Annotated in this window: 21 protein-coding genes; 20 read left to right on the top strand and 1 reads right to left on the bottom strand. The window is 49.3% G+C overall.

Going from position 1 to position 26,547, the window contains the following annotated elements; genetic code table 11:
• Position 1 precedes the first annotated feature (1 nt).
• Both J3A84_RS13015 and J3A84_RS13010 read left to right on the top strand, forming a co-directional pair.
• Positions 2-3,070 carry an N-acetylmuramoyl-L-alanine amidase family protein gene (locus J3A84_RS13015; RefSeq protein WP_207600468.1) on the top strand — a complete coding sequence of 1,023 codons (3,069 nt, stop codon included), beginning with the start codon at positions 2-4 and terminating at the stop codon, positions 3,068-3,070.
• 155 nt (positions 3,071-3,225) lie between these two features.
• The gene (locus J3A84_RS13010; RefSeq protein ID WP_207600467.1) at positions 3,226-4,698 is read left to right on the top strand and encodes a gluconokinase; all 1,473 of its coding nucleotides are present in this window, start codon (positions 3,226-3,228) and stop codon (positions 4,696-4,698) included.
• 55 nt (positions 4,699-4,753) lie between these two features.
• Here the strand turns inward: J3A84_RS13010 and J3A84_RS13005 are convergent, their stop codons facing one another.
• Positions 4,754-5,281, bottom strand: a complete 528-nt coding sequence (locus J3A84_RS13005; RefSeq protein WP_207600466.1) for an aldose epimerase family protein — start codon at positions 5,279-5,281, stop codon at positions 4,754-4,756.
• A 132-nt stretch (positions 5,282-5,413) separates the two neighbouring features.
• On the opposite strand from J3A84_RS13005, the gene J3A84_RS13000 reads away from it, so the two are divergent.
• From J3A84_RS13000 to uvrC, 18 genes are all read left to right on the top strand, one after another.
• Complete coding sequence (locus J3A84_RS13000; protein ID WP_207600465.1) at positions 5,414-5,635, top strand: DUF1659 domain-containing protein; 222 nt, start codon at positions 5,414-5,416, stop codon at positions 5,633-5,635.
• A 13-nt stretch (positions 5,636-5,648) separates the two neighbouring features.
• The gene (locus J3A84_RS12995; protein WP_207600464.1) at positions 5,649-5,855 is read left to right on the top strand and encodes a DUF2922 domain-containing protein; all 207 of its coding nucleotides are present in this window, start codon (positions 5,649-5,651) and stop codon (positions 5,853-5,855) included.
• Positions 5,856-6,068: 213 nt separating this feature from the next.
• Entirely contained in the window at positions 6,069-7,049 is a 981-nt protein-coding gene (locus J3A84_RS12990; RefSeq protein WP_207600463.1) for a YihY/virulence factor BrkB family protein, read from the top strand.
• Between the two features lie 171 nt (positions 7,050-7,220).
• Positions 7,221-7,592 carry a holo-ACP synthase gene (gene acpS / locus J3A84_RS12985; protein ID WP_207600462.1) on the top strand — a complete coding sequence of 124 codons (372 nt, stop codon included), beginning with the start codon at positions 7,221-7,223 and terminating at the stop codon, positions 7,590-7,592.
• Entirely contained in the window at positions 7,592-9,118 is a 1,527-nt protein-coding gene (locus tag J3A84_RS12980; protein ID WP_207600461.1) for an NAD(P)H-hydrate dehydratase, read from the top strand. Before acpS ends, J3A84_RS12980 begins: the two co-directional genes overlap by 1 nt.
• Before the next feature lie 137 nt (positions 9,119-9,255).
• Complete coding sequence (gene alr, locus J3A84_RS12975; RefSeq protein WP_207600460.1) at positions 9,256-10,422, top strand: alanine racemase; 1,167 nt, start codon at positions 9,256-9,258, stop codon at positions 10,420-10,422.
• Between the two features lie 8 nt (positions 10,423-10,430).
• Complete coding sequence (locus J3A84_RS12970; protein ID WP_207600459.1) at positions 10,431-11,294, top strand: YitT family protein; 864 nt, start codon at positions 10,431-10,433, stop codon at positions 11,292-11,294.
• A 32-nt stretch (positions 11,295-11,326) separates the two neighbouring features.
• Positions 11,327-12,178, top strand: coding sequence for a YitT family protein (locus J3A84_RS12965; protein ID WP_207600490.1), 852 nt, complete (start codon positions 11,327-11,329; stop codon positions 12,176-12,178).
• Positions 12,179-12,359: 181 nt separating this feature from the next.
• Entirely contained in the window at positions 12,360-13,052 is a 693-nt protein-coding gene (gene ftsE, locus J3A84_RS12960) for a cell division ATP-binding protein FtsE (protein ID WP_207600458.1), read from the top strand.
• Positions 13,039-13,923 (top strand): permease-like cell division protein FtsX, encoded by an 885-nt coding sequence (gene ftsX / locus J3A84_RS12955; RefSeq protein ID WP_207600457.1) that lies wholly within the window; start codon positions 13,039-13,041, stop codon positions 13,921-13,923. The genes ftsE and ftsX overlap by 14 nt, the downstream gene beginning before the upstream one ends.
• Before the next feature lie 21 nt (positions 13,924-13,944).
• Positions 13,945-15,153, top strand: a complete 1,209-nt coding sequence (locus J3A84_RS12950; protein ID WP_207600456.1) for a S41 family peptidase — start codon at positions 13,945-13,947, stop codon at positions 15,151-15,153.
• 16 nt (positions 15,154-15,169) lie between these two features.
• Positions 15,170-16,300: a PDZ domain-containing protein gene (locus J3A84_RS12945; protein ID WP_207600455.1), complete on the top strand. Its 1,131-nt coding sequence runs from the start codon at positions 15,170-15,172 to the stop codon at positions 16,298-16,300.
• Between the two features lie 92 nt (positions 16,301-16,392).
• The gene (gene uvrB / locus J3A84_RS12940) at positions 16,393-18,390 is read left to right on the top strand and encodes an excinuclease ABC subunit UvrB (protein WP_207600489.1); all 1,998 of its coding nucleotides are present in this window, start codon (positions 16,393-16,395) and stop codon (positions 18,388-18,390) included.
• A gap of 20 nt (positions 18,391-18,410) precedes the next feature.
• The gene (gene uvrA / locus J3A84_RS12935) at positions 18,411-21,233 is read left to right on the top strand and encodes an excinuclease ABC subunit UvrA (protein WP_207600454.1); all 2,823 of its coding nucleotides are present in this window, start codon (positions 18,411-18,413) and stop codon (positions 21,231-21,233) included.
• 231 nt (positions 21,234-21,464) lie between these two features.
• Positions 21,465-21,896, top strand: a complete 432-nt coding sequence (locus J3A84_RS12930) for an FHA domain-containing protein (RefSeq protein ID WP_207600453.1) — start codon at positions 21,465-21,467, stop codon at positions 21,894-21,896.
• 9 nt (positions 21,897-21,905) lie between these two features.
• Entirely contained in the window at positions 21,906-23,099 is a 1,194-nt protein-coding gene (locus J3A84_RS12925) for an FtsW/RodA/SpoVE family cell cycle protein (protein WP_207600452.1), read from the top strand.
• Positions 23,100-23,102: 3 nt separating this feature from the next.
• On the top strand, positions 23,103-24,599 hold the full coding sequence (locus J3A84_RS12920) for a peptidoglycan D,D-transpeptidase FtsI family protein (protein WP_207600451.1): 1,497 nt from the start codon (positions 23,103-23,105) through the stop codon (positions 24,597-24,599).
• A 4-nt stretch (positions 24,600-24,603) separates the two neighbouring features.
• Positions 24,604-26,520: an excinuclease ABC subunit UvrC gene (gene uvrC, locus J3A84_RS12915; RefSeq protein ID WP_207600450.1), complete on the top strand. Its 1,917-nt coding sequence runs from the start codon at positions 24,604-24,606 to the stop codon at positions 26,518-26,520.
• Positions 26,521-26,547 lie beyond the last annotated feature (27 nt).

Genomic DNA, 26,547 nt, shown 5'->3' with positions numbered 1-26,547 from the left:
TATGTTAAGCAAACGAGCGAAAAAAGTATTGCTCCATACTAGTATTGCCTTAGTGATGAGTCTATCGGCTACGGCTTTACCGATGGGTAGGATCGATACAGTTGTGGAAGCGGCAGTAATCAATACTCAGGCAGGAAATCTTACCGTCACTGCATATTCATTATGGGCATACAGCGGTCCCGACTGGAATGCAAAGACAAGAACATACAGCAAGGGTACTACCCTTCAGGTCACAGAGAAGCATGCTGTAGATGGAAAAGAGATGTATAAGCTGTCTAATGGACTCTACATCAGCGCGAACCCATCCTATGTGTCATTCTCTGCTTCAGCTGCTGCTGCGCCATCTGCGCCAAGCACCACCACGGACAAGAGAGAAACCACGGCGAATCTCAATATGAGAAGCGGCGCTGGTCTATCAAACTCCATTCTGCTCACCATACCCAAGGGCACCACACTGACTGTGCAGTCTGTTTCAGGTTCCTGGGCGAAGGTCAGCTACAGCGGAAAGACCGGATATGTTTCCACGAACTATCTCAGATCTGTGACATCATCCACTCCGGCACCGTCACAGCCGGACAATACAGCACCCGAGTCTGGTACGGACATCAGAAAGACCACGGCGAATCTCAATATGAGATCAGGTGCTGGGACTCATAACCGAATATTATTAACCATACCAAGGAATACTACAGTAACCGTATTAAGTCAGAGCGGAGGCTGGGCGAAGGTCACCTATGGCGGAAAGACCGGATATGTCTCCACCAGTTACCTTACGGTGGTTTCACCCACTACACCGGAACCGACACCCACACCGGATCCTCCTGCAGGGGCTGTAGATGATGTGCGGCAGACCACGGCCAATCTCAATTTCAGAAGCGCAAGCTCCATCACCAGCAGTGTGCTGAGTGTGATCCCCAAGGGGACAAAGCTCACGGTGCAGAGCGTTTCTGGGACCTGGGCAAAGGTCACTTATGGTGGGAAGACCGGATACGTTTCGACGAATTATCTGTCCAAAGTATCTACGAGCACACCGGACCCCACACCCACACCGGAACCGTCCAGTGACATCAGAGAAACCATAGAAAACCTGAATATGAGAAGTTCAGGCAGTATTTCAGCAACCATTCTGCTCACCATTCCCAAGGGAAGCAAGGTGACAGTCCTCAGTGAAAGCGGAGGATGGGCAAAGCTGATCTACAATGGCAGAACCGGTTATTCCTCCGCTGCCTATCTCAGGAAGCTGGCCGTGGACCCGACACCGACACCGGACCCCACACCGGATCCGACGCCGACACCAACACCGGACCCCACACCGGATCCGACGCCGACACCAACACCGGACCCCACACCAGATCCGACTCCGGAACCGGAACCGACTCCGGAACCAGCACCAGAGGAACCTGTCATCGTGAACAGCAAGATGATCATCACAGGAAATCTCAACATGAGAGCGGAGCCGGATGGAACCTCCACTGTACTGACGGTGCTTCCTAAGGGAACCATCGTGACCGTGGAGTCCTTTACAGGCAAATGGGGAAAACTCACCTATAACGGTTATGTGGGATATGCTTCACAGAACTATATGAGCCCCTATGATGAGCCGGAGGTGGAAGTCCCCGCAGGTGAGGATATTCGTGAGAACACCTACAATCTGAACCTCAGAAGCGGTCCAGGAACAAACTACGGTATCATTCTGACCATTCCTAAGGGGACGAAGCTGACCATTGAGAAAATTGATGGAAACTGGGCGCAGGTCACCTACAGCGGCAGGACCGGATATGTATCCATCGATTACCTGACAAAGGTATCAGGACCGGATACACCACCTGAGACGGAAGAACCTTCAGCATCGGATTCCATCATAAAAATTGAAGGGCTTTCAGGAACGCTGGACTATGCGGATGTGACCGTAAAGGGATATGTGCTGACCAATGATTCCGTGAAGCAGGTTGATGTCATCATCAATGGCGTCACCATCGGCATCGCGGAGATCAATATGAAGAGGGATGACATCCTGGCTTCCAACCCTGAATTTGCCAATGCCGGCACCAGCGGGTTCCGACTCATCGTCGGTAAAGACCGTTTTGTCAGTGGCACCAATCAGGTGACCACCAGTGCGAAGATGGCAGATGGAAGCACCGTGAAGACCACTGCAAGCTTCACCTACAACAGACCGACCATTGAAACGGCAGGCAAGCTGGATCACATGGATGTGGTGAACTACAAGAACGAGGATATCCTTGTATCCGGATACGGAAAGTTCAATACTGGTGTGAAGAATGTGCGTGTATATCTCAACGGAAGAGCACAGGGCACAGCGCAGTATGGAATTTCCCGTGCGGATGATGAGAATCTCAATACAGGATTCGAGTATCTGATCAGGAGAAATAATCTCTTCCCTGGAAAGAACACCATAAAAGTGGAAGTGAACGGAAACAGCGGAGAGAAGCTGACGTATACGAAAGAGATCAATGTGGAAAAGATCCCGACCATTGTAGTGGATGCGGGACATGGCGGCAAGGACAGCGGAGCACGAGGAAATCTCAATGGAATAAACGTGTATGAGAAGACTTACGTGCTGCAGTATGCGCTGGCTCTGGATGCGGAACTCAAAAATGCCGGATTCAAGACGATTCTCACCAGAGGAAATGACACCTTCATTGAACTTTCTGATCGTGCAAGAATCGCCAATGAGGCGCATGCGGATCTGTTCTTCAGCATCCATCATGATTACAGCTCGAACAGCAGTTCACAGGGAGCCTTTGTCATCTATCCATCCTACAAGGTATCCAGCATATCGGAGTCTTCCATCAGAGAAAGCATCGATGCGGCGGGTTATGTGAAACAGTCCTTCATCTCCATGGGATTCAGAAACAGAAGAGATGGAACGGACCAGAGTATTTCAGGTCATACCCTGGCAGTGCTGAGACAGACGGAGATGAGATCGGTTCTGACTGAAATCGGCTATATGTCCAATGCGGAAGACCTTTCAAAAATCATTGATCCTGTCTTCCAGAAAGCCATGGCAAAATCCCTGGCAGCTCAGATCAAAGCATACTTCGGTATGTAGGAGATCAGTTTATAATGAAGTGAAACATCCCTGTGCGGAAATACTGCACAGGGATGTTTTTTCCGAACTACATCCATTTCCTTCGAAAAATGGACATTCGGGAAAAATGATACATAATAGAAGTAGTGCTAAGAAAGAAGAAGAAGGGAAGCAGGATGAAATACAGGATAGGAATTGATTTAGGAACCACAAACATAAAGGCAGTGCTCTATGACGAAGATCTGAAACGGGTCTCCATGGCAAGTGCAGAATTAAGGGTCATTCAAGAGAGGAAAGGCTACGCCGAACAGCACCCGGTGGAAGTGCTGGAGGCATTCTATAAAGTCATGGAGGAAGTTCTGATCCCCATAGCGGGGCGGGAGAAGGAGGTTCAGCTTCTTTCCTTTTCCAGTGCTATGCATGCTCTGATTCTCCTGGGCAGCGACAATGCGCTTCTTACGAGAAGCATCATCTGGTCTGACAACAGAGCCACCGATGAAGTGGAGGCGTTCAGAGAAAGCAGAGACTGGCTGAAGCACTACAGAAACACCGGAACGCCCATCCATCCCATGAGCCCTTTCTTCAAGCTCCTGTGGCTGGGAAAGCATACGGATCTCATGGGGAAAACCGTTAAAATCATGGGCATCAAGGAATATATACTGATGCATCTCACAAAGGAGCATGTCATGGACTATTCCATGGCTTCTGCCACCGGAATACTGAACATTCATACCCTCACGTGGGATGAGGAAGCGCTAAGCTATGCCGGAATCAGTGAATCGCTTCTGCCGCGCCTTCATGATGTGACCGATAAGCTGCCTGTGAAAAACATGGATTTTCTCAAGAAACTCGGGTTTTCCAAGGATCTTGAAATCATGCTGGGTGCTTCAGATGGCTGCCTGTCAAACCTAGGAAGCCAGGCACTCAGGAAAGGCGAAACAACGGTGACCATCGGTACCAGCGGTGCGGTGCGCATGACGGTGGACACCCCAGTGCTGGATGATTACGGCAGAACCTTCTGCTATTACCTCATGAAAGGGAAATGGGTCATCGGCGGGGCCGTGAATAACGGCGGAAATATAGTAGACTGGCTGGGAGGGGTGATCCATGAAGAGAAAGAGGACATCTACGAGGACCTGGAAACCAGCCTGTCCATGATTGCCAGAGGAAGTGACGGACTGCTCTTCCTTCCCTATCTTTATGGAGAACGGGCACCGCACTGGGATGGATCATTAAACGCTTCTTTTGTGGGGCTCTGCGCCTTTCATGGGAGAGAACATCTTCTCCGGTCTGTTGTGGAAGGGATGGTCTTCAATCTCCGGGAAGTATGGGAAATGCTGACAGCCCTTTCAGGAGAGAGCAGATCCCTTACGGCTTCCGGAGGGTTTCTGAAAAGTGGAGTGTGGGCCGGGATTCTTTCCGATGTGTTCGGGCGGGACCTTGAGCTCGCGGACGATACGGATGCAAGCTGTCTGGGTGCAGTGCTTCTGGATAGTGTCCCGCACTTGCCGAAGGCGAAAAGCCGAAGGGAAATCATAAGGTGCATCCATGGGCATCATGAGGAATATGAGGTTCATTACAGGAAATACCTCTGGTATTCGAAGAAACTCATCGCCCTTCAGAAAGAGGAGCGGGAACTGTTCCCATAAGAAAAACTGCAGTCTGTGTCGACTGCAGTTTTTCTTATGGTGTTAATATCTGATTCTAATATCTGATTTCGATGATGTAGGTATGGGTAGCGGACTCTCCAGGACTCAGAATCACATTGTCTTCCTTCTCCATGAATTCTCCATGGAAGTCCTCATAGTCCGCATGGCCTACCCAGGGCTCGATGCAGATGAAGGGAGCGCTGCCCGTTGTGGTCCAGATTCCCAGAAAGGGGAATTCACGGATATGAAAGCGCACTTCCTTATTGGTTTTTCTGCTTTTCAGGGAGAGGTATTCTGATTTCAGATTCTGAAAAATCAGGGCATCTTCCTTGAAAAGAGACTTGTCCAGATCAATCCTTGTGACTTTCTTTCCGAAAGGACGATGATTTCGCTTCAGAAGTCCTGTCTGCGCATCCAGTCCCATGGCTGTGAGATCTTCAGGATGCTCGAACTCCAGATAATAGCCCCAGTGCTTCTCATCTCTCAGCAGATATTCCTGGCCTTCCATATCTTTGATGCTGAGAAGCTCCGCACCCTGCTGGGTGAGTTCGATGGTGAGATAGGTATTCTTCAAGATGATCATGTCCATTCCTCCCGGTTTTGCTTCTTTCTTTCCAGTATAGCATCAAAGAACTTTAAACTTCTGATTTTTGCGAGGATTTTCTGCTCATTGGCATGGAATCGCATAATTAAGTTATGAAAGGGGTTGGTAATAATGGCAGTAACAGTAACAAATCTATCCAAGGACCTGATTCTTACTTTTGAGAGGTTCAACGACCAGGGGGAACCCGTTGGAGAAACCAGAAGGGTGAGAAACTTCAAGACCACGGCACTTCCTGAAGATCTTCATGAAGTGGCACTCATGATTGCGGCTTTATCCGAGCAGAACTGCGAAGGGATCAGCATGCAGGACGTCAGCGAAATCACAGCGGCATAGGAGGTAGGGATTTATGAATACTCTTACAATGACATTTCAAACCAAGGAAGGTAGAAACTACAACCTGAGACTTCCCAAAGTGAGAACCGACATCACGAATCTGGAAGTGGAGGAGCTTATGAGCGCCATCATTTCAAAGAATCTCTTCTTTGAAGGAGACAAGGAGCTGGTATCCATAGAATCGGCTTCCATCAACAGAGAAGAGGAAATCATCGCATAAATGAGTTTAAAGGTGGGCTGATCATCGTAAGGGTGGTGAGCCCACCTTTTTCTTTCAGCTCTTTCTTCCTGAAACCGGTATTCTGACGGGGGTTAATCGGATGTTTATCCTTTGTTCACGGGAATGTGTTTGGGAATTTCCCCGCATCTATTGTATAATTTTAGTAATAGTACACGGCTATAGAACGAATCACATAGCCGAAGGGGGTTGGAAATGAACAAGTCATTGGCTTTCATGAAAGGATTTCTGGATAAGATCAAAAGAGAAGACAGCATCGCCTATGCCTATCAGCTTACCTATGGGCTTCTCCTGTCCATCTTCCCTTTTCTGATCTTTATCATGACACTCATTGCCTATCTGGGACTGGATACCAGCTATGTACTGAATCTTCTGAGAACCAGCTTTCCGGAGGAGATCTACAAACTGATCAGCGGACCTGTGGTGGACCTTGTGCAGAATCAGCGAGGCGGTCTGTTATCCGCATCGGTTTTTGCGGCGGTCTACACCTCCTCAGGTGGATTCCGTGCTTTCATGAAAGGAATGAACAAGTCCATGGGCTTCAAAAACAACCGTGGTATTCTCTACAAATACGTCATCTCCATCGTATGGGTCATCCTGCTGGCCACGACGATTCTTCTGGCACTGGTGGGGATTGTCTTCGGGAAGCAGATTCTGGATCTCATCACATCCTACTTCCCGCATTTTCCGGCAGCTGGACTCATCGAAGTGCTGAGAATCATCGTACCGGTGGCACTTCTCTTCGGTATCCTGTCTCTGGTCTACATGTTCATTCCCATTCGAAACATCCGGTTCAAGTATGCTTTCCCGGGTGCTGTTTTTTCAACACTGCTCTGGATCACCGTAACCTTTCTGTTCCAGTTCTACATCAATAATTTCGCCAATTACTCCAGATTCTACGGCACCCTCGGAGCCGTCATCGGTCTCCTTCTGTGGCTCTCTCTGACTTCCATCATCATGATTCTGGGTTCATCACTGAATTCCTATCTCATAGAGGTGAGAGGGGCAGAGCATCCTTTCATCCGCAAGAAAGGTGGTAATCAGAATCAGAATGAGGAAAAGGAGCAGAAAGAAGCGGAGGAGTCCTCTCTGACCATGGCCGAGCGTAAGTTCAAAGCGCTGAAGGAGCGATTCCAGAAGACTCTGGAAACAAAAGAAGACAGTGAAGATCAGTAGAAATGATTCATAGACGAATACAGGCGTTCTGCTCTAAAACCGGCAGAGCGCTTTTTTCATGCAAAGGATTAATATAAACTTTCTAAGAACAATGGGCTAAGTCATTTAACTTCTCTTATCATACTATATTCTTCATAGTATAATTTAGGGTAAAAGACAGGTGGTGAGTACATGATTTTAGGTACCGGGATGGATATCATCGAGATAGAAAGGGTCCATGGAGCCTTTCAGACGGAAAGAAGAAAGAATCGGATCTTCACAGAAGGGGAAATTGAACGAAGCGGGCAGTCCAAGTCGAGACTGGCCGGCTTCTATGCGGCTAAGGAAGCCTTCTCCAAAGCCCTGGGAACGGGCATCAAGGGAATCTCTTTCAAGGAAATCGAAGTGCTGAAGGACCCGGAAGGCAAACCCTACTTCAACATGGAGCCGCTCATGAGCCACCTGACAGGAAGATTCGGAGAGAAGAGGTTTCGCGTTCATCTGACCATTTCCCATGACCGGGAAAGGGCTGTGGCCATGGTCATCATCGAGGAGGAAAACTGATGCATGTAACAGATGTCAAAGCAATGAGAGAAATGGACAGACGTGCCGTTTCAGAATATGGGATTCCAGGGATCCTTCTCATGGAAAATGCAGCCATGGCAGTGATGAAGCATCTGGACTTGTCTCTTCATTATTTCGTTCTGGTATGTGGTCCAGGCAACAACGGCGGAGATGGTTTTGCTCTGGCCTGGAAGCTTCAGAAGCTGAATAAGGAAGTGGATGTGTTCTATGTATCCGACGGGAAGGAGCCGGAAGGAGAGGCGAAGGTCTATTACGATATCATAAGAAAGACGGACGTGCCCGTTGAAGTGGTGTCTGATGCCGAAAGCCTGTGGTCCTTCGTTGAAGCGCTGAGAGACGCGGACCTGGTGGTGGATGCCCTGCTCGGAACAGGTATCAGCAGGGAGATTTCGCCGCTTTTCAGAGAGGTCATTGAGTACATGAATGATTTTTCCGAGAAGATTCTGTCCGTGGATGTTCCTTCTGGATTGTCGGCAGATTCCGGCCTGGCCATGCCTCTTGCGGTGAAAGCCTCGAAGACAGTCACTTTCGAAGCCATGAAGAAAGGGCTGCTGTCCTACGGCGCCATTCCCTGCACGGGTATTCTTGTGATGGAGAAGATCGGCATTCCGGACAGGCTGAAGGAGGAGCTGGCAGGCTCTGTATATCTCACCGATGAAGAGGATGTCATGAAGATTCTGCCGAAACGGGAAGTGACTGGTCATAAGAACCACTACGGCAGAGTTCTGGTGGTGGCGGGTTCAAGAGGGTTCACCGGAGCCGCCATGCTGAGCGCAGAAGCCGCTCTGGCCACCGGATCCGGTCTTGTGACCCTCTGTTCCTATAATGAGACCATGGGGATTCTGGTGCCGAGGCTGACGGAGATCATGAGCCTCTATGAGAATAATCTGGAAGAAGGCGTCCGGAAAGCGGACATCGTTGCCTTCGGTCCAGGACTGGGCGCCTCCCGGGATACCCTGAAGCTTCTTCTTCGCGTCATCAAGACGCTGCAGGAAGAGGAGAAGACCGGGTCCACACTGGTCATCGATGCCGATGGACTCAATGTGCTGGAAGGAAAATGTGAAATACTGAAGCCTTTATGCTTCCACGTGATCCTTACGCCCCATCCGGGAGAGATGGCCAGGCTTACGGGAAAATCGAAGAAGGAGATTGAAGAGAACCGCATAGAAACAGCAAAGGGATTTGCCAAGGAGCACGGCGTCATTGTGGTTCTTAAGGGATACCATACGGTGATCACCGATGGAGAAAGAGTGTATATCAATTCCACAGGTACTTCAGCCATGGCCCAGGGGGGGATGGGGGATGCCCTGACGGGCATCATCGCCTCTTTATCCGGACAGGGGACTCCACCTTTCGAAGCAGCGGTGCTGGGCACTTATATCCATGGATGCATCGGAGACCAGCTGGCGAAGGAACGCTACAGCGTGAAAGCTTCGGAAATCATCGAGAAGATCCCCTACTACATGAAAAAGCTCCAGTTCAGAAAGAAAAGCACCAGCCAGTGAAATGATATCCCAGTGGACACCTGATTATGAAATATCGGGTAAAGTGATGAAATCATCCATGGTGTTGTGATAAGATAATAGATGGACAAAAATTGAGAAGTTATGGGAAACAGGAAGAAGGGAGCGCTTCAAAGATAATGATGAACGAAAAAATGAGGCCCTTATGGGCAGAAATCAATCTCGATCATCTGGCATATAACGTCAGGAACATCAAGAAGCTTGTAGGCAAGAGCAGACTCGTAGCCATCGTCAAGGCCGATGCCTATGGCCATGGTGCATCCTGTGTAGCACAGACCATGGTGGAAGCTGGTGCAGAAGCCTTCGGTGTGGCAGTGATCACGGAAGCGCTGGAGATGAGAAGAAGCGGAGTCAGAGAAACCATCATGGTTTTAAGCTACACCCCTCCCGCTTATTTTTCGGATGCCATTCAAGAGGACATCATTCTAAACTGTCTTTCCTATGAAGACGTGGAAAAGCTGGACCAGGTGGCGGCAGAACTGGGTAGGACCGCCAAGGTGCTGATCTCCCTGGACACCGGCATCGGACGGGTGGGCTTTCAGCCCGATGAGAAAGGCGTTTCTGAAATCATACGGATGAAGAACCTGAAGCATATTGAGCTGAACAGCATCTATACGCATTTCGCATCCGCGGATTATAAAGAAAAGAAAACCACTTATATACAGATTGAAAAGTACAATTCCGCACTGAAAAGACTGAAAGAGGCGGGGGTCGAATTTCAGCATGAACATGTGGCAAACAGCGCTGCCATCGTAGACATGGAAGAGACCTATCTTGAAAGCGTGCGGCCGGGCATCATCCTCTACGGATATCATCCTTCCGATGAGGTGAAAAAAGAGAATCTGCTTCTCAAACCCGTCATGAGCATCAGAGGGAAAATCATTCAGCTGAAGACGGTACCCAAGGGAACAGGCATCAGCTACGGACACAAATTCATCACTGAGCAAGAGGAGACGAAGATTGCGACGATTCCCATCGGTTATGCCGATGGCTACTTCCGTGGGCTTTCCGGAAAAGCGAAGGTCATCGTTCACGGAATCGCATGTCCTCAGGTGGGCTCCGTCTGCATGGACCACATTATGGTGGATGTGACGGAAGTTCCAGATGTGAAGGTGCTGGATGTGGTGACGCTCATGGGAGAAGAGAACGGCGTTTCCTTCAACGCAGAGGATATGGCAAGGATTCTGGGAACCATCCCCTATGAGGTGGTCTGTGCCGTTTCCAAGAGAGTGCCAAGAATCTATATGAAAAATAATGAAGAAATCGGAAGAAGAGAGTACGTGTAGGAGAGAAGATGAAAAAATACAAAGAATATATACTCATTACCTTCGGATCTGCCCTGGTGGCTCTGGCTATACAGCTGTTTTTCGTCCCGAACCAGATTGCTCCAGGTGGGGTGTCTGGCATCGGACTGGTGCTGAATTCAGTGACACCGCAGGTTTCCGTATCCACCTATGTCATCATACTGAATGTCATTCTGTTTCTTCTGGCCTTCCGGCTACTGGGTGGAGGATTCGGCTTCAAGACCATCTATGCAAGCTTCTCCTTATCCATCATCATGTGGATCATCGAGAACATCATAAGACCGGAGAATATCACAGATGATCTGATGCTGGCCAGCATTCTGGGGATCCTTCTTCTGGGAACGGGGCTGGGCATCGTGTTCAATCAGGATGCTTCCACAGGTGGAACCGACATCCTGGCCAAGATTCTCAATAAATACACACATCTTTCCATGGGTTTGTCCATGACCATCATCGATCTCATCGTGGTGGTTCTTGTGGCTTTTTTCTTTGGCCTGGAAAGAGGACTGTATGCCGGACTTGCCACCTTTCTCAATGGAATCGTCATCAACCGCGTGGTAGGTGGATTTAATGAGAAGAAGCAGGTCTTCATCATCACCAGCGACAAGGAGGATGTGAAGTCCTTCATCGTCAACGACATACAGCGTGGAGCGACGATTTTTTCCGGAGAAGGCGGATTTTCCGGTGCAGAGAATCATGTGATCTACACGGTTCTTTCCACCAAGGAGTTCGTGCACCTGAAGATGTATCTGAGAGAGCATCATCCGGACTCCTTCGTCACGGTCAGCAGCACCACGGAGGTGCTGGGGCAGGGATTCAGCATGCCGAAGAAAACAGTCGCCAAGCAGCACTGAGAGAAAACTGGAGGTAAGCCATGAAAGAAATGATAAAGAAGTTCAGCATCAAGGATTTTGTCATGATCACCCTGGGGATATTTCTCGTGGCTTTCGGCCTGGAGTATTTTCATATCCCCAACAACATCGCCGCCGGCGGTGTTTCGGGTCTAGCCATCATCATCAATAATTTCATTCCCGCGCTGCCGGTTGGGATCATCATTCTCATTCTGAATGTGATTCTTTTTGCGGTGGCCTTTCTGACTCTGGGCGGAGGATTCGGGGCGAAAACTCTCTATGCTTCCTTCGGACTGTCGGGTATCATGTGGATCATGGAAACCTTCTTCACCCCTGTGGTCCTGTCGGAGGATCTTTTCATCAATGCCGCTGTGGGCGCACTCATCATCGGGACAGGCATGGCCATGGTGTTCAATTATGGAGCTTCCACTGGAGGAACGGATATTCTTGCAAAGATCCTGAATAAGTATTTCCATGTGGAAATCGGGAAATCCCTCCTGGCGGTGGATTTCGTCATCGGCATAACGGGCCTTGCCACCTTCGGTATCACGGCAGGTCTGTATGCGCTCCTCTGCATTGTGGCCAATGGCACGCTCATCGACAGACTCATCGATGGATTCAATACGTCGAAGGAGCTGATGATCATCAGCAAAAGAGAGGAACAGATCATCCGGTTCATCATCGAGGAGCTGGATAAGTCCTGCACAGTGCTCAATGGGTATGGCGGATACACCTCGGAGGATATTCAGATCCTCTATGTGATCCTCAGCAGGCGTGAATACATCAGGCTCAGAAGCTACATCAAGGAGATTGATCCCAAGGCATTCATCTCCGTCAATGAAGTCCATGAGGTTCTTGGAGAAGGGTTTATGGACATCAAGCTCTAATCACTGGGAAGTGATATCCAAAGACATGTTTTCTTCATAAAATCTTTACATTATTATGACATAATTAGTACTCGTGAGGATGATGAGAAATCCATGCGAAACCTATAGCGCTTCAACAGATAAAAGCACTGAAAATATCTATTTCAGGAGCATAAGGAATTTGAACATTGGGAGATGTAATATGATAGAGTTTAAGAATGTCACGAAAAAATATGACAATAAAGTCATGGCACTGGATAACATCAGTGTCAGAATCGATTCCGGAGAGTTCGTCTTTCTGGTCGGTGCCAGCGGAGCAGGTAAATCCACCTTCGTAAAGATGCTTCTCAAGGAAGTGGAACCCACCAGCGGAGAAGTCATTGTCGGGAACAAGAATCTGAAGGGTGTCACCAAAAAGGATGTTCCATACTACAGAAGAAAGATCGGTATGGTGTTCCAGGATTACAGGCTCATTCCTACACTGAACGTGTATGAGAATGTGGCATTTGCCATGCGCGTCATCGATGCCACACCAAAGGAGATCCGAAGAAGGGTCCCTATGGTCCTTGCGCTGGTGGGCCTATCTGACCGTTCCAGAAGTTTTCCAAGTGAACTGTCCGGTGGGGAGCAGCAGAGAGTATCTCTAGCCAGAGCCATCGCCAACAATCCTACGCTTCTGATTGCAGACGAACCTACAGGGAATCTGGACCCGGAAACGGCAAAGGATATCATGAGACTGCTCATGGACATCAACAAAGCCGGCACAACCATACTCATGGCTACCCATGCCAAAGACATCGTGGATTCCAGCAAACGAAGAGTAATCGCCCTGGAGAAGGGTCAGATTGTGAGAGACGAAAAGAAGGGCAGGTATGAATTCAATGCAGAAAATTAAGATGTTTACCCTTGATGCCCTGAAAAGCCTCAAGAGAAATAAGACCATAACACTGGCAAGTATCGTGACCGTTTCCGCAACCCTGTTCATATTCGGGGTGTTCCTGCTGGTAGCACAGACCATCAATATGGGTGTGGAATCGGTGGAATCCAAAGTGGAAATCAAAGCCTATCTCAATGACGGAATCACCTCCACGGAGCAGAGCAATGTGGAGACCATCATAAACGCCGTGGAAGGTGTCAAGGAAGTCTATTACGAGACGAAGGAAGAAGCCTTTGAAAACTTCAAGGAACGACTGGGAGAAGACAATTCCATTCTTACAGGGTTCTCAGAAGACAGAAATCCGCTGCCGAACTCCTTCGTGATCAGTCTCGAGGAGCCGGAAGCCGCCATGAGAGTGGAAGACGCTCTCACGGGGGTAAGAGGTGTGGAAGATGTGGGAAATGAAAGAGAAACCGTCGAGAAGATCATCGGCCTTGCCAGACTTATCCGAAGCATGGGTGTTGTCATCTTCATCATTCTGGTTCTGGTATCCCTGTTCCTGATTTCCAATACCATCAAACTTACGGTATACTCAAGAAGAAGAGAAATCGGAATCATGAAGTTCGTGGGTGCCACAGACTGGTTCATCCGCTGGCCTTTCATCATTGAAGGAATGATCATGGGTCTTGTGGGAGGAGTCATCGCATTTGGCGTTGTCTACTCCGCTTACAGAGTGATTTATGCGGATGTGACTCAGAGCATGTTCTATGCGGAACTTGTCACTCCACAGTATGTCCTGCAGAATTTCTCCTGGCAGTTCGGCGTCACAGGGCTCGTCATCGGAGCACTGGGAAGTTTTATTGCACTGAAGAGATTCCTGGATGTATAATGAGCTTGGAGGGTGATTACATTGTATGAGGACAGAAGCAACAAACGTACCGGCAAAATAGTAACTTTCATTCTGATACTGATCATAGGAACAGGTGCGTTCTTTCTGGGTACCGTATATGGTTCTCTGAACAGTGAGGAGATCATAGACAATGGAACACCCGTGGTCGGGGATTCGTCCTTCGACAAACTTTATGAAGTCAGAGATGTCATCAACAGCCAGTATTATCAGGACATCGATCAGGATGCTCTTGTGGAAGGTGCTATAAAAGGAATGGTCAATTCCGTAGGAGACCCCTATACTGTATTCTTCAATGCCGAAGAATACAAAGAATTCAATGATGACGGCGACGGCAATTATGTCGGCATCGGTGTCATTGTGGGGATCAAGGAAGATAGAATTGTAGTCATCACACCGTTTGAAGGATCTCCTGCTTTCGAAGCCGGACTTCGTTCAGGTGATTTCATCACCAAGGTGGAAGGCGTCGAATATACAGGCACAGAACTGGACAAGGCTGTATCCGTGATCAAGGGCGAAGAGGGGAAACCTGTGACCCTGACCATCGTGAGAAACGGCGAAGAACAGGATATCACCATTGTAAGAGCCAGCATCACCATCGTGAACGTGGAGTCTGAAATGCTGGAAGGGGACATCGCCCATGTGACCATGCTTCAGTTCAGCAACAACACCGCAGAACAGGTGAGAGAAGCCATGGAGGAGCTGAGAGACCAGGGTGCGAAAGGGTATATTCTGGATCTTCGAGGAAATCCTGGCGGATTCCTGGATGAAGCTGTGGATGTGGCCTCCCTGTTTGTGGAAAAAGACAAGACCATTCTGTACACACTGGATAAATATGACCAGAAGAAGGAGTACAGATCCTATGGCGGAAGTTTCATCGATGCACCTCTTGTGGTGCTCATCGATGGCGGCAGCGCATCGGCTTCCGAAGTGGTTTCCGGTGCTCTGAAGGACTATGAGGCAGCTACCCTGATAGGACAGCAATCCTTCGGCAAGGGGATCGTGCAGATGGTTTATCAGGTGGGAGACGGAGAAGCGGTGAAAGTCACCGTATCATCCTACTATTCCCCGGATGGAATCAACATCCATGGAGAAGGAATCGCACCGGATATAGAGGTGGAAATACCAGAAGATGCGGAAATGCCGCTGACTATGGAAAACGACACACAATTACAGAAAGCTGTGGAAGTCTTGAGAGAGAAGATGCAGTAAGAAAAGAGGATGAAGGATGTTCGTGGAAATTCTTAAGGGATATTTCAGTATATTCGCTTCACCGCAAATTCTGATCATGCTGATTCTGCTGATTGTATTCTACATGAGGAATGCAAAGGAAGCGAATGTAAGAAGAATAATACTAGGGGATAGTGAAGACTCTCCCCTAGTTTTAACTTTATATCAGATGATTTACGGAATTGCGGGAGGCTTTGCCATCAGCGTCATGGCTGGTGTTATTAATATCGGTTTCAACTCCTATATGGAGGTGCAGATCATATTTCTTCTGACCGTGTTTGCGGTTACAAGATTTTCTGGCTATGTCAATATAGGGGTCAACGTCATGGCGGTGTTTCTTGCGGGGTATCTTCTGAATCAGGATGTGATTCCGGTTCTGGACCTTGTGAATCTCTACCTTTTCCTTGGACTCCTCTATATCGTCCATGGACTGATGCTGATTCTTGACCGGAGACATGGGTTTCTTCCGGTGCTTTTCTCGAGAAACGGAGTGATCCGCGGCGGATTCAAAGTAGACAAGATCTATCTCCTGCCAGCAGCGGTGGGATTCTATACCGCTTCCGGGACCATCCTGGGCGCATCGGTTTTCTATCTGACCCTGTTTCATCTGTTCCATGTTCAGGAAACGGTGATGAGTTTCAGCAAGAAGCAGGCCATTCTGATCCTGGGCGGACTGAAGATGCTTGCCGGGTCGCTGATTCTTGCGGGATCTGTTCTTGTCAGCTACGATCTGGAATCGGTGTATCTTCTGATCATTCTGGTTCCGCTGCTGGTCTATGCGGAAAAAATGGCATTCAGACTCATGGATAGCAGAAGAAAGGCCTTTTTCACCTCGGATCAGGATCAGATCATGGTCCTTGAGGTCAGAGAGAACACACCTGCATACCGATCAGGTCTTCGTTCCGGCGACAGAATTCTTTCCCTCAATGGAACGGAAGACCCGACGTACAAATCCCTCATGGCTTTCATGGGGACGCTCCACTATGAACGTGGGGTGCATCTTCTGGTGCAGGATCTGCAGAAGGTGGAAAAGATGGTGAAATTCACCATCGCCAAGGAGACCAGTACGGGCATCATCATCGTACCGCCTTCGGATGCTCTGGCATTGCCGGACAAAGAGAATGCATAGACTTAAAAGGTCTGTTAATAATAAATGAACGTATGTACTTATTAAGTGTGAAAGAGTATAATAGATAATGAATAACGGAAGGGGTGATGAAAATGGAGGGAACCTTCAAGATCGCATCGAAATTCAAACCGACAGGAGATCAGCCTGATGCCATCAACACACTGGTGAAATCCATAGAAAGCGGAAACAGAGGACAGACGCTTCTCGGGGTCACCGGTTCAGGTAAGACCTTCACCATGGCCAACATCATTGAAAGAACCCAGAGACCGACCCTGGTCCTGGCGCACAACAAGACTCTGGCAGCTCAGCTGACCTCGGAATTCAGAGAGTTCTTTCCCGACAGCGCCGTGGAATACTTTGTTTCCTACTATGACTACTATCAGCCGGAGGCTTATGTGGCCCAGACGGACACCTATATAGAAAAAGATTCATCGATCAATGAGGAGATCGACAAACTGAGGCACAGCGCCACATCCGCTTTATTTGAAAGAAGAGATGTCATCATTGTGGCTTCGGTTTCCTGTATCTACGGTCTGGGTAATCCGGATGAGTACAGAGACCTTTCCATCTCCCTGAGACCTGGCATGATCAAGGACAGGGATGATGTGATTCGTAAGCTCATTGAGATTCAGTATGAACGCAACGATATCGATTTTTCCAGAGGATCCTTTCGGGTCCGCGGAGATATTCTCGATGTGATTCCGGCTAATGAATCGGCCAAGGGAATCCGTGTGGAATTCTTCGGTGATGAAATCGAAAGAATCAGAGAGTTTGATGTGCTCACAGGAGAAATCATCCATGAACTTTCTCATATCGTCCTGTTTCCGGCCTCTCACTTTGCCACGTCCTACGACAATCTCCAGCGAGCCATCAAGGAGATCGAAGCAGAGCTGGAAGTGAGAATCAAGGAACTGAATAGCCAGGACAAGCTTCTGGAAGCGCAGAGATTACGGCAGCGAACCAACTTCGACATCGAAATGATGATGGAGATGGGATACTGCTCCGGCATCGAGAACTATTCCAGGATTCTGGATGGAAGAGCGCCTCATACACCACCCAAAACCCTTATAGACTATTTCCCGGATGACTTTCTGCTTTTCATCGACGAGTCCCATGTGACGCTGCCCCAGGTCAGAGCCATGTATGCTGGAGATCGTTCCAGAAAAGAGAATCTGGTGGAATACGGGTTCAGGCTTCCCTCCGCCTTCGATAATAGGCCTCTGAAATTCGAGGAATTCGAAGAAAAAGTCAATCAGGTGCTCTTTGTCTCAGCGACTCCTTCGAAATACGAGAAGGAGCATTCCGCTGTGGTAGCAGAACAGGTGATCAGGCCTACAGGACTCATGGATCCGGAAGTGATCATCAGACCTGTAAAAGGTCAAATCGACGATCTTTACGGGGAAATCATCAAGACGGTGGAACGAGGGTATCGAGCACTCATCACGACACTGACGAAGCGCATGGCGGAAGATCTCACCAAGTACTTCAAGGAGCTTCGGGTGAAGGTCACCTACATGCACTCGGATATCGACACCATGGAACGCATGCGAATCATCCGGGACCTGAGACTGGGTGAAGTGGATGTGCTGGTGGGCATCAATCTCCTGCGAGAAGGACTGGATATTCCGGAGGTTGCACTGGTGGCCATCCTGGATGCGGACAAGGAAGGATTCCTGAGGTCAGAGACCTCTCTCATCCAGACCATCGGCCGTGCAGCCCGAAACAGTGAAAGCAAGGTCATTCTCTATGCGGACCGGATCACAGGTTCCATGGATCGCGCCATGTCCGAGACCGCGCGCAGAAGAAAGATTCAGGAAGAATACAACAGAGAACACAACATCACACCGACCACCATCAAGAAGGACATCCGAAGCGTGCTGGAGATCACTCAGGTGGTGGATGAGATCACGGAATTCGAGTCCCTGGACGAGGCGGTGAAATATAACAAGGAAAATCTTGAAAAGACCATAAAGAAACTGGAGCTAGACATGTACAAGGCCTCCAAGGAACTGGAATTCGAGAAAGCTGCCTACATTCGTGATGAAATCGCTAAACTGAAAAAAGAACTGATCCGAAACAGACAGGGTTAGTCAGTATAAATGGAGAGAAAATGAAGAATATAGTAATAAAAGGTGCAAAAGTCAATAATCTCAAGAATATCAGTCTGGAGATACCACGAGACAAGCTTGTGGTGTTTACAGGATTGTCCGGTTCAGGAAAGTCATCGCTGGCTTTTGACACGCTTTATGCGGAAGGGCAGAGACGCTATGTGGAATCTCTGTCTTCCTATGCCAGACAGTTTCTGGGTCAGATGGACAAGCCGGATGTGGAATCCATTGAAGGGCTCAGCCCGTCCATCGCCATCGACCAGAAGACCACATCCAAGAACCCCAGATCCACTGTGGGTACCGTCACGGAAATCTATGACTATCTGAGACTGCTCTATGCAAGGCTGGGCGTACCGCACTGCCCTGTATGCGGCAAGGAGATTTCCTCTCAGAGCGTGGACCAGATGGTGGATAAGATTCTGGAGCTTCCTGAAAGAACCAGAGTGCAGATTCTTGCACCCATGATCAAAGGGAAGAAGGGTGAACATGAGAAGGTGCTGGAAACCATCAAGAAGGCCGGGTATGTAAGAGCGAGAATCGATGGCACCATCATCGATATCTCCGAGGAGGATGTGAATCTCAAGAAGACACTGAAGCATGACATCGAGGCGGTCATCGACCGTCTTGTGATTCGCGAAGACATCAAAGGAAGGCTGTCTGAATCCATAGAGCAGGCGCTGAAGCTTGGAGAGGGGAATGTCATCGTCAGCATCATCGACGGAGAGGATCTGAAATTCTCGGAAAAGTTCGCCTGTCCGGATCACAATATCGGTATTGAAGAGCTGGAGCCAAGGCTCTTCTCCTTCAATGCGCCCTACGGAAAATGCGAACACTGCGACGGTCTGGGTACCCTTCTGGAGATCGATGAGGACCTGGTCATTCCCGACAGAAAGAAGAGCATCCTGGACGGGGCCATCGCTTCCTGGGGCAACGGAAGACTGAAAGAGGACTCCTGGACCTATGGAATCCTACAGGCACTATCGAAGAAGTATAAATTCGATCTCAATACGCCCATCGAGGATCTGCCCGACAACATTGTGGACATTCTTCTCTATGGAACCAGAGGCGTCAAGCTCAAGGTGTTCTATACCAAGAACTATTCCAGAGGAGAGTACAACTATGCCTATGAAGGGGAAATCAACAACCTGAAGAGACGTTATCTGGAGAGCGGCTCCGATTACATCAAGGGTGAAATCGAGCAGTTCATGAGCAGCAATCCCTGCCCCACCTGTAACGGGGCTAGGCTGAAGCCGGAAGTGCTTTCGGTGACCCTGGCTGGAAAGAACATCTATGAATTCACCACCCTTTCCATCGAGGAAGCCCTGAAATTCATAGAAAGCTATAAACCTACTGAGCGGGACCTGGTCATCGGTGAACAGATCATCAATGAGGTCCATGCCAGACTCAGCTTCCTGATGAATGTGGGACTGGATTATCTCAATCTGGCCCGTAATGCGGGCACCCTGTCCGGGGGAGAAGCCCAGAGAATCAGGCTGGCCACCCAGATCGGGTCCAGTCTCATGGGGGTGCTCTATATTCTGGATGAGCCTTCCATCGGACTGCATCAGCGAGACAACGACAAGCTCATAGAAACACTGAAAGCGCTCAGAGACAACGGAAACACGTTGATTGTGGTGGAACATGACGAGGATACCATAAGAAACGCGGATTATGTGGTGGACATCGGTCCTGGTGCCGGAGAACATGGCGGAGAAGTGGTGGCCAAAGGCACAGTGAAGCAGGTCATGCGGTCCAGAAAGAGCATCACGGCGCAGTATCTCACCGGGGAAATGAAGATCGAGGTACCTGAAAAGAGAAGAGAAGGCGATGGTACTTATATCACCGTCAAGGGTGCCCGAGAAAACAACCTGAAGGACATCACCGTGGATTTCCCGCTACGGGAGCTTGTGGCGGTGACGGGTGTATCGGGTTCTGGTAAATCCACGCTGGTCAATGAGATTCTATACAAGGCTGTGCACAGAAAAGTGAACAAGGCCAGGATCCTTCCAGGAAGACATGAGGATGTCACAGGCATCGAAAACATCGACAAGATCATCGACATCGATCAGAGCCCCATCGGAAGAACGCCAAGGTCCAATCCTGCCACCTATACGGGGGTCTTCGACCGGATCCGGGAACTCTATGCGAACACGCCGGAAGCCAAAGCGAGAGGCTACAAGCCTGGCAGATTCTCATTCAATGTGAAGGGCGGACGCTGCGAAGCCTGCTCCGGAGATGGAATCATCAAAATCGAGATGCAGTTTCTCTCCGATGTCTATGTGCCCTGCGAAGTCTGCAAAGGCAAGCGATACAACCGGGAGACGCTGGAAGTGAAATACAAAGGAAAGAACATCTCTGATGTGCTCAATATGACCGTGGAAGAGGCATCCAAATTCTTCGAGAATCTGCCTCGGATCCACAGAAAGATCAAGACTCTCATGGATGTGGGCATGGGCTATGTGAAGATGGGACAGCCCTCCACGCAGCTCTCCGGCGGAGAAGCCCAGCGTATCAAGCTGGCCTTCGAACTGTCCAAGGTGAGTACCGGACAGACGCTCTACATTCTGGATGAGCCCACCACAGGTCTTCATACGGACGATGTGAAAAGACTCAATGAGATTCTGCAGAGACTGGTTTCCCAAGGGAATAGCGTCATCGTCATCGAACATAACCTGGATATCATCAAGTGCGCGGACCATATCATCGATCTGGGACCGGAAGGCGGAGACAAGGGCGGAACCGTTCTTGTCACGGGCACACCGGAAGAAGTGGCAGAACACGAGGCGTCCTACACAGGACAGTATCTGAGAAAAATGCTCAAATAAGGAATATGCTCCGCTAGGATCTTTGGTTTATCAGGTAGATCCCAGCGGAGCTTCACCATAATCCGAGAGATTTCTTTGGTGTTACGCGGTTTTTGGTATAAAATTAGAGAAATAGGCTGACTCGAGTCAGCAGAGGGAAACAGGTGCCTTGGACAGATTAAGATGGAATTCAAATAATATTAATCTTTTCAGGGTAGAATGGTATCAATCTTATCGTATCGGGAGGGAAACATGGATATTCAGCGTATCATCAGTCTAGCTTTCACAGGCTTTTTCGTCATCATATTATTCTTCATCATCATCCGCTCACTGATCCTCATGTCCAAAGATATGAGCGCACCGCAGGAGGAAAGAGAAAACATCCTGAAACTGACGGTGCTTGAAATCGGTGAGAACAGGAATCTCCGAAAGGGGGGAACCATGACCATTTCCGAAGAAACGACCTTCGGCAGAAAAAATGACAACACGGTGGTGCTGACGGATCCCTACGCTTCCGGATACCACTTCAGAATCTTTCCCCACGAAGGGCGTTATGTCATAGAAGACAACAAGTCCACCAATGGAACGCTTCTGAACGGGGACAGACTGGAGATGAAGACGTACCTCAAGAAAGACGACATGATCCGAGTGGGAAACCTGAAACTTAAAGTGAAAGTGTCATAGGAGGATCTCATGAAAGATGCAAAAATCAGAATGCTCATCCCCATATTTCTATTGACCTTTGCCATGTTTTTCAACATTGCGGTCTTTCAGCCGGTATTTGACATCGGTGCACTGATCATGGCTGCGGTCATGTGTGTGCTGATTGCCTATGCCCATTTTGTGGTGAACAAGTTCTTTTCCAGCGGGGACAAGTTCCTAGTGACCTTCATGTCCGTGCTGCCGGTCATCGGCATCGCAGTGCTGTACAGGCTGAATCCGGATATCGCCATCAGACAGGTGCTGTGGTTCATCATCGGTATGAGCGTGTATATCGCTCTGGTGATCATCCTGCCGGACCTGAAGCGCTTTGCGAAGCTGAAGTATCTGTATCTGGTGGGTACGGTGGTCTTCATGGCCATGGCCACCTTCATAGGAGAGACAAGGTTCGGCGCGAAGAACTGGGTGGATCTCGGATTCATCTCCTTCCAGCCCTCGGAGTTTGGAAAAATCTTCTTCGTGTTCTATCTGGCCAGCAGCCTGAAGAATTTCTCCACATTGAAGTCCCTTCTGGAACCGGGAATCATCGTGCTGGTTTCCATCGGTTTCATGGTGCTCCAGAGAGATCTCGGTTCCGCCATGATCTTCTCCTTCATAGCCATCGCCATGATTTTTGCGGCCACATCGAAAGTGAAGTATCTCCTGGCATCCTTCGGGGTGGGCGCTCTGGGGGCGCTGATGAGCTACGCGCTCTTTCCCCACATCAGAAGAAGAGTGATGATCTGGCTGAAGCCCTGGGAGTATGCGACCAATGAGAGCTACCAGATTGTTCAGGGACTCTATGCCATGGCGTCTGGAGGTCTCTTCGGACAGGGCCTCGGCAACGGTTCTCCGGAATATATTCCTGTGAGAGAATCGGATTATATCTTCGCGGTCATTGTGGAGGAACTGGGGATGGTCTTTTCCTTCGGGATTCTCATCATCTACTTCCTGCTGTTCTACAGAAACATCAGGAGTGCCCTGAAGGCCAGATCGACCTTCACCTCACTCCTGGCGGTAGGGTTTTCGGTGATGATTGCCATGCAGGTCATCGTCATCATCGGTGGCGTGCTCAACATGATTCCGCTGACAGGAATCACACTGCCCCTGATCAGTTATGGCGGCACTTCCATGCTGACGGTTTTCTTCAGCCTGGGTATCATACAGAAGATTTCGGAGGAGGCGTAGCGGATGCGTGAAGAAGTAAGAAAAAATGCACTGAACAAGAACATAAAAATCATCTCCGGTGTGATCCTTCTGCTTTTCGTCGGAATCATGGGATACATGCTCTATTTCCAGGCCACCATGGCGGAGGAGATTGCGGCGAAACCAGGGAATGTGAGAAGCGCTGTAGAGCGAAACAGAGTACTCCGTGGGACCATCTACGACAGAAACGGAACAGTTCTGTCCTACAGCCAGCGGCAGGAGAACGACAGTCAGAAAAGAATCTATCAGGGTGGTGCAGCCTTTGCGCAGACTTTAGGGTATGTGACCAGGGGAACAGTGACAAGCCTGGAGAGCTACATGGATAAAACCCTTGTGACGGACGAATATGAAATCAATATAACCAGAGAAAATTTCTTTGAGGTGTTCAGAGACCCCGGTTCCATCATCAACAGAACAAAGCTCGGAAACAATGTGGTGACGACGCTGGATGGAGAGCTTCAGAGAAAAGCCTACGACCTTCTGGGTGATGAACTGGGAGCCTCTGGCTCCGTGGTGGCGCTCAATCCGAAAACTGGAGAGATACTGGCCATGGTCAATAGGCCCAGCTATGATCCCAACAGACTGGAGGAGATCTATGCAGAGCTCAATGAAAAAGGGTACGATGAAGGTGTGTTTGTGAACCGTGCTTCCAGAGGGACCTATGCACCGGGTTCCACTTTCAAGATCATCACGCTCCTTGCGGCGCTGGAAGAGATTGAGGGTGTGGAAGAGCGGATTTTCGAGGATGACGGTTTCCTGGAAGTCAATGCAGGAAATGGTATCCCCAATGTGAATGACAACCGATACGGAAACATCAGCCTGAAGAAGGCCTTTGAGGTATCCTCCAATGTGGTCTTCGGCGGCCTTGCCATTGAGCTGGGCGGAGAGAAGATGAAAGAAGTGGCTGAAAGATTCGGTTTCAATGAAAGCCTGGATGTGACGGGCGTCAACTTTGTCAGCGGATCCTATACAGCTTATGGGAGAAGCGATGACGGACTTCTTGCCCTGACAGGCATCGGCCAGGGGGATGTAGAGGGGAATCCGCTGCAGATGGCCATGGTCACGGCAGCCATCGCCAACGACGGCATGCTCATGGAGCCGAGACTTGTGAATTCTATTCTGAAATACGATGGAACCACTAAAGAGCGCTACGAGCCCGTCCTCTACAACACCGTGGCGGATGTGGATACAGCCCAGACAGTGAAAGCCTATATGAAGAACAACGTGGATGCATCGAAAAACGACAATATGAAAGTCATCTCCTCCATTCGTGGAGGGGGGAAGACGGGCACTGCCCAGGACAGATTCCAGACGACCAGCGGTGACTACATCGATGTCGAGAATTCCTGGTTTACAGGGTATGCACCCTTTGAGGACCCGGAAATCGCCATCGCGGTCATCGTCCTGGATGGAGGGTCCGGCAGCGGAAAAGCGGCTGCCATTGCAGGAGAACTGATGAAATGGTATACGGAGAACAGGTGATAAAGTGTTTGATTTAGAATATCAGCTCAGTATACTCCCGGATAACCCGGGTGTATATCTGATGAAAAACAGCTTGGGTGAAATTATCTATGTGGGTAAAGCCAAGAATCTGAAAAAAAGAGTGAAGTCCTACTTCCAGAATACGAAGAACCACTCGGAGAAGACCAGGGTCATGGTTAGCAAAGTGGCGGAATTCGAGTACATCATCACAGACAGCGAAATGGAAGCGCTGATCCTTGAGATGAATCTCATCAAGAAGCACAGTCCCAGATATAATGTGCTGCTGAAGGATGACAAGCATTTTCCGTTTATCAAGATCACCACCAATGAGGACTTCCCGAGAGTCTATATGACGAGAACCTATGCCAGGGACGGAAACAGATATTTCGGTCCCTATACGGACGTGAATGCGGTCCATGAGACCCTGGACACCATCAAGAAGATCTATCCCATCCGAACCTGCAGAAGAGTCATACTGGAATTCGGAGAGCCTACAAAGCCCTGCCTCAATTATCATCTGGGACTCTGCAAGGCGCCCTGTGCAGGGTATATCTCCAAAGCGGAATACGGCCTCATGATCGAGGACATCATAAACCTTCTGGAAGGAAGGGATGTGAAGATCAGAAAGTCTCTGAAGGAGGAGATGCTGGAAGCATCGGAAGCGCTGGATTTTGAACGGGCGGCGCACCTGAGAGATAAGCTCTTCGCCATCGACAAGACCCTGCAGAAACAGAAGGTGTTCACAAGAAGACTGGATGATGAGGACTACATCGGCATCCATAAGGATGAAGAGGATGTATCCGTTCAGGTCTTCAATGTCAGAGACGGAAAACTCACAGGAAGAGAACATTATATTCTCAAAGGCTTTGCCCAGGAAGAAGAGGAGAAGATCCTGACGGATTTCATCAAAAGCTACTACAGCGGCACCGCCTTTGTACCGAAGACCATCTACAGCAGAGTGGAGGTGAGGGATGAGGTTCTGGCGGACTGGCTCACCATGAGAAGAGGAAAAAGCGTTGCGCTTCATACCCCGAAGCGGGGAGACAAGCTCAACATGCTGGGACTGGCAGAAAGCAATGCCAAAGCCACCATCGATCAGTTCAAGCAGAAGATTCTCAGCGAGTATGAAACCAGCAGCCTGGCACTCAGTCAGCTGGCATCGACCCTCGAACTGGACGATCTACCGGAAAGAATCGAGGCCTTTGATATTTCCAACATTCAGGGCGTGGATTCCGTGGGGACCATGGTGGTCTACGAAAAGAACAGATTCAAACGAAGCGACTACAGGAGATTCAAAATCAGAACCGTCAAGGGAGCCAACGATTATGACTCCATGCGGGAGATTCTCACCAGGCGATTCAAAAGAGGGCTCAGTGAAGTCAGGGAAATCCAGGAAAGAAAGCTGGATTACACCGGCGGAAAATTCTCGATCTTCCCGGATCTCATCATCATGGATGGGGGAAAAGGACAGGTGAACATCGCCCTTGAAGTGCTCAGGGAACTGGATATCGAGATTCCGGTCATGGGGCTTGTGAAGGATGATTATCATCGTACCCGCGGCATCATCTACATGAACCGGGAATATGGTCTGAGAGAACTGAAGGAAGCCCGAAATCTTCTGACGAAAATCCAGGATGAAGTGCATCGCTTCGCCATCACCTATCACAGGACCCTGCGAGACAAGAAGACCCTTCATTCCATTCTGGAGGACATTCCGAGAGTAGGTGCCACCAGAAGAAAGAATCTGATGCTGAAATTCGGGTCCATTGATGCCATTAGGGAGGCATCGGTAGAGATGCTGCAGGAAACGCCGTCCATCGACAGACAGACGGCAGAGAGTATTTATACCTACTTCCATGGTAACGGAGAGGAAGAGAAGAATATCGGGCGGGAAGACCGGCATCAGGAGGAGAATCTGTAGGATGGAATCCTGAGCCTTCTTAAAGAA

The sequence above is a fragment of the Proteiniclasticum aestuarii genome (genome assembly GCF_017368455.1).
Taxonomy (GTDB): domain Bacteria; phylum Bacillota; class Clostridia; order Clostridiales; family Clostridiaceae; genus Proteiniclasticum; species Proteiniclasticum aestuarii.
Note: the sequence above shows the minus strand (reverse complement) of the source record. Positions and strands in the feature narration are given on the sequence as shown.